Source organism: Clavibacter sp. AC415, assembly GCF_979252985.1.
In genome coordinates this window covers 17,458-34,505 of record NZ_CEEDAR010000021.1, presented here as the reverse complement: position 1 = coordinate 34,505, position 17,048 = coordinate 17,458, and the positions used below count along the sequence as shown (strand labels likewise).

The following is a 17,048-nucleotide window of genomic DNA, read 5'->3' as shown; positions in this document are numbered from 1 at the left end:
CGACGCGGTGCAGCGGCGGCACGGCGGCGAAGACGCGCCCCTCGTCGATCATGGGCCGCATGTAGCGGAAGAAGAGGGTGAGCAGCAGCGTGCGGATGTGGGCGCCGTCGACGTCCGCGTCGCTCATGATGATGATCTTCCCGTAGCGTGCTGCCGACAGGTCGAACGTGCGCCCGGAACCGGCACCCAGCACCTGGATGATCGACGCGCACTCGGTGTTCGAGAGCATGTCGGGCAGCGATGCCTTCTGCACGTTGAGGATCTTGCCCCGGATCGGCAGGAGCGCCTGGTACTCGCTGTCCCGCGCCAGCTTCGCCGTCCCGAGCGCGGAGTCGCCCTCGACGATGAAGAGCTCGCTGTTGGCGACGTCGTTGGAGCGGCAGTCCACGAGCTTCGCCGGGAGGGACGAGGACTCCAGGGCGTTCTTGCGGCGCTGCGTCTCCTTGTGCGTGCGCGCGGAGATCCGCGACTTCATCTCCCCGACGACCTTCTCGAGCAGCACGGCGGTCTGCGCCCTGTCCTCGCGGCGCGGCGACGCGAAGCGCTCCGCCATGGCCTTCTGGACGACCTGGGAGACGATCGCGCGGACGGCGGGCGTGCCGAGGACCTCCTTGGTCTGCCCCTCGAACTGCGGCTCCGGGAACCGCACGGTGAGCACGGCGGTGAGCCCCGCGAGCACGTCGTCCTTCTCGAGCTTGTCGGTGCCGACCTTCAGCCGTCGGGCGTTGGCCTCCACCTGCGCGCGGACGTACTTCAGCAGCCCCGCCTCGAACCCGGCCTGGTGCGTGCCGCCCTTGGGCGTGGCGATGATGTTCACGAAGGACTTGAACCGGGTGTCGTAGCCCGTGCCCCAGCGCAGGGCGATGTCGACCGCGCACTCGCGGGTGAGCTCCGTCGGCACCATGGCGCCGCCGTCGGTGAGGACGGGGACCGTCTCGGTGAACGTGCCGGACCCCTCGAGCCGCCAGGTGTCGGTGAGCGGCGCGTCGACGGCGAGGTGGTCGACGAACTCGGCGATGCCCCCGTCGAAGCGGAAGGACTCCCGAACCGGCTGCTCCCCGCGGAGGTCCTCGATGTCGATGCTGAGCCCCGGCACCAGGAAGGCGGTCTGCCGCGCGCGGCCGAGGAGCTCCTCGGTGAGGAACGACGCCCCGCGGGTGAAGATCTGCCGGTCGGCCCAGTAGCGGATCCGCGTGCCGGTGACGCCCTTGCGGACCTTGCCCACCACCCGCAGCTCGCTGCCGGATGTGAAGGGCCGGAAGGGGGCGTCGGGGCTCGGCTCGCCCTGGTCGTCGAAGATCCCGGGCTCGCCGCGTCGGAACGACATGGCGTGGGTGCGCCCGCCGCGGTCCACCTCCACGTCCAGGCGCTCCGACAGCGCGTTCACGACGGAGGCGCCCACTCCATGGAGGCCGCCGGACGACGCGTAGGAGCCGGACCCGAACTTGCCGCCCGCGTGGAGCTTCGTGAAGACGACCTCGACGCCCGACAACCCGGTCTTCGGGCTCGATGTCGACGGGGACGCCGCGTGCGGTGTCCCGCACCTCGACGCTGCCGTCCGCATGCAGCCGGACGTCGATCCGGTCGCCGTGCCCGCCGAGCGCCTCGTCGACGCTGTTGTCGATGATCTCCCACAGGCAGTGCATGAGCCCGCGCGAGTCGGTGGATCCGATGTACATGCCGGGCCGCTTGCGCACCGCCTCGAGCCCCTCGAGGACGGAGAGATGGCGGGCGGAATAATCGGATGCTGCCACGTGCTGTCCTCCATGTGCGTCCGGCGATCGCCGGACGCGAGCCGGTGTCGATCTTAACCGCCACCCGGTGCCTCCCCCTCCGACCCGCCGTCCCCGGCCTGCGCCTACGCGCAGAGCGAAACGGCGGCCGCAGGGTGAGCCGGCACCCGGGAGCACGTGGTGTACTTGACGCATTCGGCTCGACCCAGACCCGACCCGGAGGGGAGCATCACATGACACCGACCGCCACCGAGCGTCCCGTGGACGAGCTCGACAACCACCAGCTCACCGCCAACGACCGCTGCGACAGCTGCGGCGCGCAGGCCTACATCCGAGTCGAGGTCAACAGCTCCGAGCTCCTCTTCTGCGCCCACCACGGGCAAGAAGTACCAGGAGAAGCTGTCGGCCATCGCCACGAGCTGGCACGACGAGTCGAGCCGCCTGCTCGACGAGCGCGCCTAGGGCGCCACGCGCCGAGGCTCACGCCGACGCACGACGAAGGGCGCGTCCCCCGCGGGGGACGCGCCCTTCTGCATGTCCTGCCTCGACCGGCCGACGCGCCTCAGTAGTGCGCGGGACGGGCCGCGACCGTGGCGCGCGCCTCGCGCGCCCACCCGTCGAGGCGGTCCAGCACGCCGGAGATGTCCGCCGACAGCTCGCGTCCATGCCGCGCGAGCGCCGCAGCGAGGAGCTCGTCGGCGAGCCGCGGGTTGAGCGCCAGCACGGGCCCGCCCAGGTGCGTGCCGATCGACGCGCCGACGCGCACGCCCTCGCCGCCGCCCGGCCCCGAGTTGCCGAACCCCGCGCGGACGGTGCCGAGGGGCGGATGATCCCCGATGTCGAGCGTGGATCCGTGGTTCTCGTAGCCGACGAGCTCGCCGTCCGGGGTGTCGAGGACGAGGTCGCCCACCCGGCGCTCGGCAGTGAGCGTCGTCCGCACCGGGAGGACTCCGGCACCGACCAGCTCGCCGCCGTCCGGGAGCCGCACCGACTCCCCCAGCAGCTGGAGCCCGCCGCCCACGGCGAGGACGGGGACGCCGGAGCCCTGCAGCGCGATCAGGTGCGATGCGTGGGAGACGAGGTCCGGGAGCACGGCGCGCTGCGCCGTCAGCGGCCCGGATCCCACGACGACGAGGTCCGCGCCGCCGGGGTGGCCGCCTCCCGGAGCGTGCCGCACGACCTCCGTGCGGATGCCGCGGATGCGCGCCCGCTCCACCAGCACCGTCACGTTGCCCCGGTCGCCGTTGATCCCGAGCTCGTCGGGATAGAGGTGCAGGATGCGCAGGGCGTCGCTCACGCGGGTCCTCCCTCGAGGTCCGTGTAGCCGAGGATGCGGCGGATGGCCATCATCTGCTCGTAGTTGACGATCATGGTCTTGACCCCGCGCGACGGCCTCTCCATGGCGAGGAACGTCTGGACCGCACGGCGCAGGTCGGGCTCGACGCGCCCCACCTCGAGGCCCTCGTAGCCGAAGCGGACGGCGAGCTGGTAGCCCTTCGTGCCGGAGACGACGTCGGCGTGGGTCAGCGCGGACAGGTCGGTGTCGTAGATCCACGACGGGTCGGGCGTGCCGTCGTCCACGGCGAGCAGCACCTGCTCGGGCGGATCGCCCAGCGCGTCGAGGTTCATCTGCAGGCTCGCGGGGTTCTTCATCATGATGATCTCGATGTCCTCGTCGCCCGCGCGCAGCATCTCGCCGCGCCCGTAGACGGCGGCGACGGACCCAGCCCCTCGGCGGCGAGCAGCGGGTCGAAGCGCTCCCCGAGCACGCGGCGCGCGGTCGCGAGCGCGCCCGCGGCGTCCACGGCGTAGTGCAGGCCGCGGGACGGGAGCGTGACGGGGATGTCGCCGGACGGCAGCCGGAACACCGCGTCGCGTCCGGTGAGCGCGACGGCCTCGACGCCCGCGGCCACCTGGACGAGGTCCGGTGCCTCGGATCCGAACCGCGGGGCGGAGGCCAGCCCGTGCTTGCTGTCGCCGAGCAGCTCCTCGGACACGCCGAACCAGTCGACCGCAGCGGCACCGGACCGTGCCGTCTGCGCCGCGAGGGCGTTGACGTGCGCGTCGTCGCGGTTCGCGACGACCGCCTCCGTCGCGGTGGCCGCGATCCGCTCGAGCATGCCGACGACGCGGTCGGGCTCGTGGAAGCGGTTCAGCTGGTCGATCTGGATGTTGAGGAGCAGGACCGTCCGCGGCGTGAGCAGCGCTGAGAGCGCGACGCCGTAGGCCTCGTCGACCTCGAGCACGGCCACGTCGGCGTCGAGCCGGCCGGAGGCGTCGGCGTCGGCGAGCACGGCCGACGCGATGCCCTGCGGCAGGTTCCCGCCGGAGGGGTTCGTGAACACCCGGAGCCCGTGCGCACGGAGGATCCCGGTGAGCATGTGGGTGGTCGTGGACTTGCCGTTCGATCCCGTGACGGCGACGACGCCGTGCGGGAGGCCGGCGATCGTCCGCTCGAGGAAGCGGGGCTCGAGGCGGAGGGCGACGACGCCGGGCACGGCGGAACCGCCGCCGCGGAGACGAGCGGCCCAGCGGGCGGCCCGTCCTGCGGCGACGGCGAGGCGCAGCGGCACGGCCTACTCGAGGTAGTCGCGCAGCGACTGCGAGCGCGACGGGTGGCGGAGCTTGGCCATGGTCTTCGATTCGATCTGGCGGATGCGCTCGCGCGTGACGCCGAACGTGTCGCCGATCTGGTCGAGCGTCTTCGGCATGCCGTCCCCCAGGCCGAAGCGCATGCGGATGACGCCCGCCTCGCGCTCGGAGAGGGAGTCGAGCAGCGACTCCAGCTGCTTCTGCAGCATGGTGAAGCCGACAGCGTCCGCGGGGACCACGGCCTCGGTGTCCTCGATCAGGTCGCCGAACTCGCTGTCGCCGTCCTCGCCGAGCGGCGTGTGCAGCGAGATGGGCTCGCGGCCGTACTTCTGGACCTCGATGACCTTCTCGGGCGTCATGTCGAGCTCGCGCGACAGCTCCTCGGGCGTGGGCTCGCGGCCCAGGTCCTGGAGCATCTGCCGCTGGACGCGGGCGAGCTTGTTGATGACCTCGACCATGTGCACGGGGATGCGGATGGTGCGGGCCTGGTCGGCCATGGCGCGGGTGATGGCCTGGCGGATCCACCACGTGGCGTACGTGGAGAACTTGAAGCCCTTGGTGTAGTCGAACTTCTCGACCGCGCGGATGAGGCCGAGGTTGCCCTCCTGGATGAGGTCGAGGAACTGCATCCCGCGACCCGTGTAGCGCTTCGCGAGGCTGACCACCAGGCGGAGGTTGGCGCCGAGGAGGTGGCTCTTGGCGCGCTGCCCGTCGCGGGCGACCCAGCGGAGCTCGCGCTCGAGCTCCCGCGAGATGCCCGGGGTGTTCGCCAGCTTGTCCTCGGCGAACAGGCCGGCCTCGATGCGCATGGCGAGCTCGACCTCCTCGGCCGCGTTGAGCAGCGCCACCTTGCCGATCTGCTTCAGGTAGTCCTTGACCGGGTCGGCGGTGGCGCCCGTGATGGTCGTCGAGTAGACGGGGACGTCCTCGTCCTCCTCCTTGTTCGACAGCACCATGGCACCGGTCGGCAGGGGCTCGAGCACGACGGGCGGGGTGACGGCGCCGCCCTCCTCGACGGCCTCGTCCTCCGAGTCGTCCTCGGCCACGGGGACCACGACGTCGTCGCCCTCGTCGTCGGACGCCTCGCCGGGACCCGCGGCGGCGGTCTTCTTCGCTGCGGTCTTGCGCGGCGCCTTGGCGGGTGCGGCTTCGCCGGCTGCGGCGGAGGCCTTCTTGGCGGCGGCGGCCTTGGCGCGGGCGGTCGGCGCCTTCGCGGGTGCCGTGGCGTCCGCGGAATCGGTCTCAGCGTCGGACTCGGCAGCGGCAGCAGCTGCGGCCTTCGCCGCGGCGGCCTTGGTGGGCGCCTTGGCGGCCGCCGTCTTGGGGGCGGCGGCCTTGCGGGCGGGGGCGCGCTTCGCGGGTGCCTTCGCCTCACCCGTCGCGGCGTCGTCGGCCGTGCTGGTCGCGGCAGCCGCGTCCAGGGTGGCGGACGGGGTGGAGGGGGTGGCCATGCGAACACCTTTCGTCCCCACGACGACCGGTCGCGCGCTCCGCGTTCTCGCTGCGGGGTGACCTGCCGGAGGTGGGTCGGGGTTGTTTTCGGACATTACTAGGACCCATGTCAAGTCCGCGGCTCGTGCACCACCTGGGCGGTGCGAGATGCAGGACATGAACGGGTCCGTACCTGATTATTGCACGGATGGGCGCGCGGACGAGCCACGGCTGCCCTGTGACGGGCGATGTCACGCGCGGCGTCGGCGTCGCCTGTCGATGTAGGCAACCCACAGCGGCCCCACGCGTATTCCCTCGTCGGCGAGCACCCGGCGCGTGCGCCGTCGCGTGCGGACGAGCATGACGGCCCCGAAGCCCACGATCAGGTACTGCACGGCGAAGGCGATGCGGAACGAGTCGAACGAGTAGAGGTCGCTGGGGGCTCCGCCGGCCACGCGGATCCCGTCCTGCACGTCGAGGGCGATGCCGATCAGCAGCATCATCGTGAAGCTCGCGGTGAAGCCCGCGACGTTGACGATCCCGGATGCCGCCCCGAGGCTCCGCGGCGGGTTGAAGGTCCGGGCGAAGTCGAGCCCCACCTGGGAACCGGGCCCGCCGATGCCGATGGCGACGACGACGAGCACCACGACCGCGAGCGGCGGCACCCCCGGCCAGAGCAGCAGCACGGCCCAGGCGGCGCCCATCATGGCGACGATGCCGAGCACCAGGTTCGAGCGCCGGAAGGGGAAGCGCCCCGTGAGGATCCCGATGACGGGCCCGACGACCATGCCCGACGCCACGATGACGATCAGGAGCCCGGAGGCGAGCGCCGGGCTGTATCCCAAGCCGCCGACGAGGAACGGGAATCCCCAGAGCAGGCTGAACATGACGCCGGACGACTGCGTGACGAAATGGGACCAGAAGCCCAGCTGCGTCCCCGGCCGACGGAGGCTCCTCCCGAGCTCGCGCATGGAGTCGCCCCAGGGGACGCGTGCGGGCGGCGCGTCGCCGGCGGGGCGGTCGCGGACGGCGACCACGACGGCGATGAACGCGACGACGGCCACGGACGCGGAGCCGAGGAAGGCGGAAGTCCACCCCGCCGTGTGCAGCACCAGGGAGAGGGGCACGGCGGACAGGACCTGGCCGAGCTGGCCGACGTTCGCGAACCACTGGGAGAGCACGGGCACCCGGGGTCCGGAGAACCACGAGTTGATGAGGCGGAGCCCTGACACGAAGGTCATCGCGTCCCCCGCCCCGACCAGTATGCGCCCGAGCACGGCCACCTCGAGGGACGTCGAGAGCGCCAGGGTCGCCTGGCCCGCCACCATCAGCAGCGCGCCGCTCGCCAGCAGCGCCCGTGGGCCGACGCGGTCGATCAGCACGCCCACCGGGATCTGCAGCGCCGCGTACACCACGAGCTGCGTCACGGCCAGCGTCGACAGGAGCGAGGCCGACGCGTGGAACCGCTCCCCTGCCTCGACGGATGCGATCCCGAGGGAACCGCGCTGGAGCACGGAGGAGAGGTACGCCACCATCGCGACGCCGAGGACAATCCGGGCGCGACGTGTGCTGCTCATCGGGACGACGATACCGCCGCCGCCGCCGCCGCCGCCGCAGCTGACGCTGCCGCTGCCGCCACTGTCACTGCCGCCGGGCCCGCCGCTCTTCCCCACGCGGCCACGGCGAGCACGCGACCGCGTCCGCGCGCGATCGGCTCCGCGCCTCAGGGAGCCGGGATCAGGCGGGGTCGCCGTCGGCCGGACGCCGGCGCGCGAGGAACTTCTCGAGCTCGGCGGCGATCTCGTCCGCCGTCGGCAGGGCCCCGTCCTCGTCGGTCAGGGGGGACTTCAGGGGCGTGTCCTCCATGTAGCTGTCGTAGCGCTCCTCCAGCGTCGTCACCAGGCGCGCGAGCTCCTGGTTGCCGGCGACCTGCTCGTCGATCCGGCCCACGAAGTCGCGGCCCTCCTCCCGGAGGCGGTCGGTGGGGAAGATCAGGCCCGTGGCCGCGCTGATGCTCTCGAGCGCGGCGACCGCGGCGAGGGGGAACTCCGTGTCGGCGAGGTAGTGCGGCACGAGGAGCACGAAGCCCGCGACGGGGTGACCCGCGTCGTGCAGGCGGTGCTCCACCAGGTGCAGGGCGTTCGCCGGCACCTGCGTGTGCGGCTTCCAGACGCTGAGCGCGTCGATGAGCTCGGAGCGGTTCCCGCTGACGGTGACGTTGATGTCCCGCGTGTGCGGTACCGGCATCGGGATGCTGTGAACCCAGGTGGTGGTGGAGATGCGGTACCTGTCGACGATGCCGAGCACCGCAGCCGTGAACGCCTCCCAGCGGAAGTCGGGCTCGAAGCCCGTGAGGAGGAGGAACGGCTGGCCGATCTCGTCGTGCGCGAGGTACAGGGCGAGGCGGGCCGGCCGGTAGTCGGCCAGGTGGTCCTGGTCGAAGTAGATGGTGGGGCGGCGGGCGCGGTAGTCGAGCAGCGTGTCGGTGTCGAAGCGCAGGACGTCGCGGTGGCTGAGCGTGCTCAGCAGGTACTCGCTGACCTGCGAGACCCCGGAGCCGGCATCGGAGAAGCCGGTCAGGCCGGCGACCAGCGGCAGCCCGGTCGGCACCTCGCCGATGTCCGTGTCGATCTCGTACAGTCCGTCCGCGTCAGCCATGCACCGATCCTAAAGCCGCCCTTCGATCGACCCCGGCCCGACGGCACCCGGTGCGTGGTGCCCAGAGCGAACACGCCGGCCCATCGGACGAGGGGCTCCCGGGGCTCCGCGGGACCACCGCGGACGGCGCCCCGCGCGGAGCGGCGGACGCGCCCGCCGTGCGTCGGTAGGCTCGGCGCCCATGACCCTCCCCACCCTCTCCGTGTCCCCCGACCGTGCCGCCGACATGGAGGCGGACGTCCTCGTCGTCGCCGTCTCCAGCGAGAGGGACGGGATCCGCGTGCACGTGCCCGAGGGCGTGGAGCTCGACGCCGAGGGCCTGTCCGCCATCGGCGTGACGGGAGCCCGCGACGAGGTCGTGCGCGTGCCGGGCACGGAGACCGCGGCGCGCGCGATCGCCCTCGTGGGCGTCGGCTCGGCTCCCCTCGACGCGATCGTGCTGCGGTACGCCGCGGGCACCGCTCTGCGGCAGCTGCGCGGAGTCGGGCGCGTCGCCGTGGCGGTCCCCGTCGCGTCGCTCGCGGAGCTCACCGCCGTCCTCGAGGGCGCCGCCCTCGGCGTCTACTCCTTCGACGCGTACCGCCGCGACTCGCTGGCCGGGCAGAAGCCGCGGGCCTCCGCCGTCGTCGTCCTCGCCGACGGCGCGACCTGGACCACCGAGGACGCCGACGAGGCGGTGGCCCGCGCCATCGCCGTCGCCGGGGCGGTCGCCGGCACCAAGGACCTGGTCAACACCCCGCCCATCGACCTGTACCCCGCGACGTTCGTGGACGCGGTCCACCAGCGCACGGCCGGGCTGCCCGTCGACGTCCGCGTCTGGGACGAGGAAGCGCTCGCGGCGGACGGCTTCGGCGGCATCCTCGGCGTCGGGCAGGGGTCGACCCGTCCGCCCCGGCTCGTGAAGGTCGCCTACTCCCCCGCCGGTGCCACGCGGCACCTCGCGCTCGTCGGCAAGGGCATCACCTACGACACCGGCGGCATCTCGCTGAAGCCGGCGGTGCCCATGATCGGCATGAAGTACGACATGACCGGCGCCGCCACGATCCTCGAGGTCGTCGTCGCCGCGGCCCGGCTCCAGCTCCCCGTCCGGCTCACCGCCTGGCTCTGCATCGCCGAGAACATGCCCTCGGGCTCCGCCATCCGCCCGGACGACGTCCTCCGGATGCGCGGCGGCACGACCGTCGAGGTGCTGAACACCGATGCCGAGGGCCGGCTGGTCATGGCCGACGGCATCGTCGCGGCGAGCGAGGAGCACCCCGACGCCATCGTCGACATCGCCACCCTCACGGGCGCGCAGGTCGTGGCGCTCGGCGAGCGGTACTCGGCCGTGATGGGGGACGACGCGCTCGTCGCCCGGCTCCTCGACGCCGCACGCGACCAGGGCGAGAGCATGTGGGGGATGCCGCTGCCGGAGGAGATGCGGGCGCTCCTCAACTCGGACATCGCGGACATCGCCAACGTCAAGCCGGGGAACCCGGCCGGCGGCATGCTCGTCGCGGGCGTGTTCCTGCAGGAGTTCGTCGGCCGGACCGGCGACGCGGAGGGATCGCCGCGCATCCCGTGGGCGCACATCGACATCGCGGGTCCGTCGCACAACAAGGGCGGCGGGCACGGCTTCACGGGCAAGGGCCCGACCGGTGTCGCGGTGCGGACGCTCCTCGCCCTGGCCTCCGGTTTTTCCCGCGCGTAGTAGGCTCGGAGAGGCCTCCTGAGGGGGTCCCGCGCCTGCCCGGTCGGGCGGTCGCAAGAGACGACCTTGATGCATACGAGGGAGATCCTGGGTGTCGGAACAGAACTTTGACGTGGTGGTGCTCGGCGGCGGGAGCGGTGGCTACGCGGCCGCCCTCCGCGCGGTTCAGCTGGGCAAGACCGTGGGCCTCGTGGAGAAGGGCAAGCTCGGCGGCACCTGCCTCCACCGCGGCTGCATCCCCACCAAGGCGCTCCTGCACTCGGCCGAGGTGGCCGACGTCTCGCGGGAGTCGGAGAAGTACGGCGTCAACGTCACCTTCGACGGCGTGGACATCGCGCGCGTCACCGCGTACCGCGAGGCCATCGTCGCCAGCAAGTACAAGGGCCTGCAGGGCCTCATCAAGGCACGCGGCATCACCGTGATCGAGGGTGAGGGGCGCCTGACCTCCGGCACCACCGTCCAGGTCGGCGACCAGACCATCACCGGCACGAGCATCGTCCTCGCGACGGGCTCGTACTCCCGCACGCTCCCCGGCCTCGAGATCGGCGGCCGCGTCATCACCAGCGAGCAGGCGCTCGAGCTCGACTACATCCCGAAGAAGGTCGCCATCCTGGGCGGCGGCGTCATCGGCGTCGAGTTCGCGTCCGTGTGGCGCTCGTTCGGCGTGGACGTGCAGATCATCGAGGCCCTCCCCCACCTCGTCCCGAACGAGGAGGAGTCGATCAGCAAGCAGTTCGAGCGTGCCTTCCGCAAGCGCGGCATCGCCTTCTCGCTCGGTGTGCGCTTCAAGTCGGTCACGCAGGACGACCAGGGCGTCCAGGTGACGCTCGAGGACGGCACCTCCTACGACGCCGACATCCTGCTCGTCGCGGTGGGCCGAGGCCCCGCGACGCAGGGCCTCGGCTTCGAGGAGGCCGGCGTGCGCACCGACCGCGGCTTCGTGCTGACGGACGAGCGCCTCCAGACCAGCGTCCCCGGCGTCTACGCCGTCGGCGACATCGTGCCCGGACTGCAGCTCGCGCACCGCGGCTTCCAGCAGGGCATCTTCGTCGCGGAGGAGATCGCGGGCAACAAGCCCGTGGTCGTCGAGGACATCAACATCCCCAAGGTCACCTACTCGGACCCCGAGGTCGCGAGCGTCGGGTACAGCGAGGCGAAGGCGGCCGAGAAGTTCGGCGCCGACAAGGTGTCGAGCTACGAGTACAACCTCGGCGGCAACGGCAAGAGCTCGATCATCGGCACCGCCGGATCCGTCAAGGTCGTGCGCGTCCAGGACGGCCCGGTCGTCGGCATCCACATGATCGGCGCGCGCGTGGGCGAGCTCATCGGCGAGGGCCAGCTCATCGTGAACTGGGAGGCCTACCCCGAGGACGTCGCCGCCCTGGTGCACGCCCACCCCACCCAGAACGAGGCGCTCGGCGAGGCCCACCTGGCACTCGCCGGCACCCCGCTGCACGCCCTCTAGCACCCCGTCAACACCGACACACGAGCCGGGTCCGGAGCCGGACCTGAAGGAGACAACCCCATGAGCGAATCCGTCAACCTCCCCGCACTCGGCGAGAGCGTCACCGAGGGCACGGTGACCCGCTGGCTGAAGAACGTCGGCGACCACGTCGAGGTCGACGAGCCCCTCCTCGAGGTGTCGACCGACAAGGTCGACACCGAGATCCCCTCGCCCGTCGCGGGGATCATCGAGGAGATCCTCGTCCAGGAGGACGAGACCGTCGAGGTGGGCGCCGTCCTCGTGCGCATCGGCGATGGATCGGGTGGCGGCGACGCACCCGCGGAGGAGCCCGCTGCCGCTGCCGAGGAGCAGCAGAGCGAGGCCCCGGCCGAGGAGGCGGTCGAGGACCAGGTGACGCCGTCCACGGAGGCGGACGACGACGCAGAGGCTCCCGCGCCTGTCGAGCCGGAGCCCGCTCCGGCCGCCGAGCAGCAGGCGCCGGCCCCCGAGGAGACCCCGGCCCCCGCCCCGGCCGCTCCGGCTCCCTCCCCTGCCGCTGCTCCCGCGCCGGCCGCTCCGGCCACGGCTCCCGCACCCGCCTCCGGCAACGCCGGCTACGTGACGCCGCTCGTGCGCAAGCTCGCGAACGAGCGCGGCGTCGACATCTCCGCCGTGACCGGCACCGGTGTCGGTGGGCGCATCCGCAAGGAGGACGTGCTCGCTGCCGCGGAGGCGGCAGCCGCCAAGTCCAGCGCCCCGGCGGCGTCGGCACCGGCGACCCCGGCGGCGGCTCCCCTGGAGACCTCGCCGCTGCGCGGCACGACGGCCAAGATGTCCCGCATGCGCAGGCTCATCGCCGACCGCGCCGTGGTCTCGATGCAGTCCACCGCGCAGCTCACGTCCGTGGTGGAGGTGGACGTGACCAAGGTCGCCCGCTTCCGCGACCGGGTCAAGGGCGACTTCCTCGAGAAGACCGGCGTGAAGCTCTCCTTCCTGCCGTTCTTCGCGCTGGCCGCCGCTGAGGCCCTCAAGGCGTACCCCGTCGTGAACGCCACGGTCGACGGTGACAGCATCGTCTACCCCGACCACGAGAACATCAGCATCGCGGTCGACACCGAGCGCGGCCTGCTGACCCCCGTGGTCAAGAACGCCGAGGGCAAGAACCTCGCGCAGTTCGCCGCCGAGATCGCCGACCTCGCCGCCCGGACGCGCGACAACAAGCTCTCCCCGGACGAGCTCGCGGGCGGGACGTTCACGCTCACCAACACGGGTTCGCGGGGTGCGCTCTTCGACACCCCCGTCGTGTTCCTGCCGCAGTCGGCCATCCTCGGCACGGGCATCGTCACCAAGCGTCCCGTGGTCATCACGGCGGACGGCCAGGACACCATCGCCATCCGGTCGACCGTGTACCTCGCCCTGTCGTACGACCACCGTATCGTGGACGGCGCGGACGCCTCGCGGTTCCTCGTGGCCGTGAAGAACCGACTCGAGGCGGGCGCCTTCGACGCCGACCTCGGCATCTAGCCACCTGCTCGGGACACGAGCGACCGCCTCACCGGTTGTCCATCAGGTCCCGGATCCGCCACCCGGCCTCCCCCCTGACGATCAGGAGGGAGGCCGGTCGGCGTTCCGGCTCCGGCGGTCCCGCCTCCTGGGGCTCCGCCGAACCCGTCTCCGGGAGGAGCTGGACGAGCACGGTGTCGCCCATCCGCTGCGTGCCTCCCACCCTGTCGTCCTCGTGCGACGACGCGGCGCCGGGGCCCGCGCCCCCGGCGACGAGCGCCTGATCCGCATCCTCCGCGGCGGATCCGAGTTGATCCGCTCCCGCGAGGCAGGACACGTCGCGGTCCTGCACGCACGTGGCACGGATCCGGAGGAGGGCCGAGGCCGCCAGCGCAGGGTCGTCGCCGGCGACGGCGGCGATGTCCCCGTCCGTCACGGGGGGTGTCGTCGCCGCTGCGGACGGTGCCGTGTCCGACGGCACGTCCTCGGACGCCCCATCGACCCGCGCGTCCGCCGGATCGGCCGATCCGCCACGGGCGGAGCTCGCCATGGTCGGCAGGGCGGAGGCGACGAGCGCCACCAGCAGGAGAGCAGCGCCGCCCAGGACCCAGACCCGCGGTCGGACCTCGGCCAGCCCGCGACGCACCCCGTGACGCAGCGCACCGAGGCACCCGGCCGCCCGCACCGCCGCGCGGTCGGGCGTCGCCCGGTGCCGTCGCACCGAGGCCGTCGGGGTGGCTCCACGTCGGCGCGGGGCGCGGGCGTCGCGGAAGTCGTCGTCCGCACGCGGTTGCGTGCCTCCCGGCCCGAGCCGTGCGACGTCCGGCAGGCGGACCGCGCACCCCGCCAGCCCGTCGCCGCCGTGCGTCGACGCCTCGGCCAGCGGAGCCGCGTCCGCGACCTCGAGAAGGCGGTCCGCGAGCTCGTGCGCCGACAGGTCGGACTCCCCGTGGATGACGGCATCGAGGAGCTCCTCCCAGGCGTCCCACCGCTGGTCGGAGACGCGCGGGCGTCCGATCGCCGGATCCCGCAGGGCCTCGGCGATCCGCGCGACCCGGACGAGGTCCTGCCCGACCGGGTCTCCGTCCTGGCCGTCCGCCTCGTCCCTGCCGGTCGACGGACGCGATGATCCCAGGCCGCACAGGAGCGGACGTCCCGACGCGTCGATCAGCACATGGCCGAGGTCGAGCGCGCCGTGGGCGAGACCGGCGTCGTGCAGGTCCCCGAGGCCGCGCAGGATGGACGCCACGAGGGTCACCGTCTCCCCCGGTGTGATTCCGCCCCTCCTCGCCACGAGCGAGGCCGCCGTGCCACGCGCGGCGAGCGTCTGCACGAGGCAGACGCCGCCGTCCGCGAGGGTCGCGACGTCGACGAGGCCGACCACGTGATCCGACTCCACGGACTGCAGGGCGAGGATCTCCGCCTCGCCCCGGCTGCGCTCCGTCGGGGGCACGATCTTCACGGCGACGCTCTCCGCCCGTGCCTCCGGCACCGCCCCCCGATGCGCCGGTCGGGCGAGGAACACCTGGCAGCCGCCACCCGTCCCGACGAGCCGCACGAGCCGGTACCCCGCCACCGTGGTGCCCGCCTCCGCGGGGGCGTCCCTCCGGCGCCTCCGGACGCTGCCGGCGCGCTCGTCGAGTCGAGCGTCCCCCGCCTCCGCCCGGTCCCCGGACATCCTCCGGCCCGACCCCGGATACCGCTCGCGTCGTCCGTGCATCGCTCCTCGTCCTCTCCTCCCCGGACCGTGGGCGTCCTCGGCTGGACGGCGCGGGGTCGCGGCGAGGGCAGTGTGCAGCGGGCGCGGCCCGGCCGCCGGGCTCGCGCGCGCACCCGGGGCGGGCGCGCGTGACCGTGCCCTGTGAGGGGGCCGGGCGGATGGACCGTCGCGCACGTCCCGGCAGGGGCCCCGGCACCGGTATCGTGGGGATCATGGCCCGCAAGACAGCCTCTCCGAAGGCACCCAAGGAACCCGGCCGCATCAAGCAGATGTGGCAGGTCTTCCAGATGACCCGGCGCTACGACAAGAGCTCGGTCTGGTGGATGCTCCTGGCGCTGGTCGGCCCCATCGTGGTGGGCATCCTGCTCGCGGTCTTCGCGACCGGCGGCAGCTGGCTCACCGCCATCCTGTTCGTCATCGCGGGCGTGTTCGCCGGCATCCTCGCGTTCCTCATCGTCCTGGGGCGGAAGGCGGAGCGTGCCGCCTACCTGCAGATCAAGGGCCAGCCGGGCGCTGTCGGCGTCGTCCTCCGCAGCTCGTTGAAGCGCGGATGGGTGGGCAGCGAGATGCCGGTCGCCGTGAACGGCAAGTCGCAGGACGCCGTGTACCCGCGCGGTGGGGCGCCCCGGGGTGGCTCTCATCGGCGAGGGTCCGAAGAGCCGCACCACGCGCATGCTCGAGGACGAGCGTCGCAAGATCGCCCGCGTGCTCCCCAACGTGGCGGTGCACTTCGTCTTCGTCGGTCCGGACGCGGACTCGGTGGAGCTCCACAAGCTGGCGGGGCGTCTCCAGCGGTTCCCCCGCACGATCACCAAGGCGGAGGTCATGGCCGTGAACAACCGCCTGACCTCCCTCGGCCAGAACAGCATGCCCATCCCGAAGGGCGTCGACCCGTTCAAGGTCCGCCCGTCGCGGGCACGCTGATCCAGGTCCGATCGGCCGTTTGCGCGGGCTCCTCGCCCGGCGCAGGCTGAGCCCATGGATCCGGCCTCCGCTGCGGCGCTGCTCGGCGTCGACGCGGACGCCGACCGTCCGACCATCAGCCGCGCGTATGCGCGACGTGCACGGGAGACGCATCCGGACCGGCTGCCCGGTGCCACCCCGCAGCAGCTGCGGGCGGCGCACGAGCGGTTCGTCCAGTTGACGCTGGCGCGTGACGCGCTGCTGCTGCGTCGGCGTATGCGCGACGGGGCGTCCCCGTCGGCCGGGACGGCGCCTTCGGCGGCTCCATCCGCATCTCCTCCCCCGCCATCCGCCTCCGCATCGGCCGAGCGGCTCTCGCCATACGGGCGCTCCCGCCGTGAGCGCGCCCGACGAGGCCTGGGACCGTCGATCGCCGCGGTCTGCGCCCTGGCGGGCGTGCTCGTCGTGCTCGTGAGCTTCCAGGACTCCTCGCGCGCCCGGTTCACGACCGTCGGTGCCGACCTCACGCAGGGCGCCACCGTCGTCGCGGTCCTCGATCCCGCCAGCCGGGCCAGCGAGTGCGTGGACACGACCTCCTGCACCCTCCTCGACATGATCGCCCCCGAGGACTGCAGCGCGGCCCTCGTCCGCTTCGAGGTCACGACCGGGCGGTCCGACGACGGCCGGGAGATGGAGAGCCGGGAGCTCGGCGCGGTCCGCGCCGGGTCCCCGGCCCGTGTGGTCCTCGGCGGGGTCGACCCGGAGCTCGTCTACCTGGGGTGCGAGCCCGGCTGATGCGGTGGCCGACCTTCGGGGTCCTTCGGGCGCGTACGCGGTTCCGTGCGACGGCCAGCCGGTCGCACGAGCGCTCCGACGGTCAGGAGGTGCGGACGAGGACAGTCCCGGAGAAGACATCGTGGAGGCCGCGCTGGTCGGCGTTCCACACGACGGCGGGCAGGACGAGGCAGACGAGGACGGTGCGCACGGCGGGCCGCCACAGCGACACGTACCCGCCGCCCAGCGGCCGGACGCGCATGCCGAGGACCACGTGCCCCACGCTCCCGCCGAGGGTGACGATCAGCACGTACTGCATGACCGCGAAGATCGCGAGCGTCGCCGTGGCGTCGTAGGCGAAGAAGGCCCAGGAGACGAGCACCGCGAGGGCCCAGTCGATGCAGATGCCCACGATGCGGCGGCCGGCACGGGCGACCGAGCCGCGTCCTCGCTCCGGGAGCCCGACGCTCCCCCGGCCAGCGGTTGCGGGACGGATCGCCGAGTTCGGGGTACGTGGGAGTCGCGGGCACCTGCCGATCCTAGGCGCGCATCCCGCGGATCCCCTGATCCGCCGGGGGTGGCAGCGGCTCGCGACGCGCC

General features: G+C 72.8%; 10 protein-coding genes and 6 pseudogenes. 6 read left to right on the top strand and 10 right to left on the bottom strand.

The annotated features are described in order from the left end of the window. Positions 1–91 precede the first annotated feature (91 nt). Both ACZ411_RS14720 and ACZ411_RS14715 read right to left on the bottom strand, forming a co-directional pair. Positions 92–1,327, bottom strand: a pseudogene (locus ACZ411_RS14720) (toprim domain-containing protein); the annotation flags it as partial. Positions 1,328–1,484: 157 nt separating this feature from the next. After that, a pseudogene (locus ACZ411_RS14715) lies at positions 1,485–1,679 on the bottom strand (ATP-binding protein); the annotation flags it as partial. Positions 1,680–1,966: 287 nt separating this feature from the next. Between ACZ411_RS14715 and ACZ411_RS14710 the strand changes: the two are divergent. After that, a pseudogene (locus tag ACZ411_RS14710) lies at positions 1,967–2,195 on the top strand (DUF7455 domain-containing protein). Between the two features lie 100 nt (positions 2,196–2,295). Here ACZ411_RS14710 and ACZ411_RS14705 read toward each other — a convergent pair. From ACZ411_RS14705 to ACZ411_RS14680, 6 genes are all read right to left on the bottom strand, one after another. Next, on the bottom strand, positions 2,296–3,030 hold the full coding sequence (locus tag ACZ411_RS14705) for a glutamine amidotransferase (RefSeq protein ID WP_104343075.1): 735 nt from the start codon (positions 3,028–3,030) through the stop codon (positions 2,296–2,298). Further along, a complete protein-coding gene (locus tag ACZ411_RS14700) occupies positions 3,027–3,425 on the bottom strand; it encodes a MurT ligase domain-containing protein (RefSeq protein ID WP_464171357.1) in 399 nt (132 codons plus the stop codon). Before ACZ411_RS14700 ends, ACZ411_RS14705 begins: the two co-directional genes overlap by 4 nt. After that, the gene (locus ACZ411_RS14695; protein WP_464171356.1) at positions 3,386–4,306 is read right to left on the bottom strand and encodes a Mur ligase family protein; all 921 of its coding nucleotides are present in this window, start codon (positions 4,304–4,306) and stop codon (positions 3,386–3,388) included. The genes ACZ411_RS14700 and ACZ411_RS14695 overlap by 40 nt, the downstream gene beginning before the upstream one ends. Positions 4,307–4,309: 3 nt before the next feature. Next, entirely contained in the window at positions 4,310–5,776 is a 1,467-nt protein-coding gene (locus tag ACZ411_RS14690) for an RNA polymerase sigma factor (RefSeq protein ID WP_464171355.1), read from the bottom strand. Positions 5,777–6,007: 231 nt separating this feature from the next. Then, positions 6,008–7,333, bottom strand: coding sequence for an MFS transporter (locus ACZ411_RS14685; protein ID WP_464171354.1), 1,326 nt, complete (start codon positions 7,331–7,333; stop codon positions 6,008–6,010). A 160-nt stretch (positions 7,334–7,493) separates the two neighbouring features. Further along, the gene (locus ACZ411_RS14680) at positions 7,494–8,414 is read right to left on the bottom strand and encodes a proteasome assembly chaperone family protein (protein WP_104290256.1); all 921 of its coding nucleotides are present in this window, start codon (positions 8,412–8,414) and stop codon (positions 7,494–7,496) included. 181 nt (positions 8,415–8,595) lie between these two features. Between ACZ411_RS14680 and ACZ411_RS14675 the strand changes: the two genes are divergently transcribed. The 3 genes and pseudogenes from ACZ411_RS14675 to sucB all read left to right on the top strand — a co-directional run. After that, positions 8,596–10,104 carry a leucyl aminopeptidase gene (locus ACZ411_RS14675; protein ID WP_464171353.1) on the top strand — a complete coding sequence of 503 codons (1,509 nt, stop codon included), beginning with the start codon at positions 8,596–8,598 and terminating at the stop codon, positions 10,102–10,104. A gap of 91 nt (positions 10,105–10,195) precedes the next feature. Further along, positions 10,196–11,569: a dihydrolipoyl dehydrogenase gene (gene lpdA, locus ACZ411_RS14670; RefSeq protein WP_104290258.1), complete on the top strand. Its 1,374-nt coding sequence runs from the start codon at positions 10,196–10,198 to the stop codon at positions 11,567–11,569. Positions 11,570–11,623: 54 nt separating this feature from the next. Further along, positions 11,624–13,072: pseudogene (gene sucB / locus ACZ411_RS14665) on the top strand (2-oxoglutarate dehydrogenase, E2 component, dihydrolipoamide succinyltransferase); the annotation flags it as partial. Positions 13,073–13,100: 28 nt separating this feature from the next. Here sucB and ACZ411_RS14660 read toward each other — a convergent pair. Then, positions 13,101–14,729, bottom strand: coding sequence for a protein kinase domain-containing protein (locus ACZ411_RS14660; RefSeq protein WP_464171352.1), 1,629 nt, complete (start codon positions 14,727–14,729; stop codon positions 13,101–13,103). 254 nt (positions 14,730–14,983) lie between these two features. Here ACZ411_RS14660 and ACZ411_RS14655 point away from each other — a divergent pair. Continuing rightward, positions 14,984–15,695, top strand: a pseudogene (locus tag ACZ411_RS14655) (DUF4191 domain-containing protein). Between the two features lie 54 nt (positions 15,696–15,749). Continuing rightward, complete coding sequence (locus ACZ411_RS14650) at positions 15,750–16,469, top strand: J domain-containing protein (RefSeq protein ID WP_464171351.1); 720 nt, start codon at positions 15,750–15,752, stop codon at positions 16,467–16,469. Between the two features lie 82 nt (positions 16,470–16,551). On the opposite strand, the pseudogene ACZ411_RS14645 reads toward ACZ411_RS14650, so the two are convergent. Then, positions 16,552–16,978, bottom strand: a pseudogene (locus tag ACZ411_RS14645) (RDD family protein). Positions 16,979–17,048: the final 70 nt, after the last annotated feature.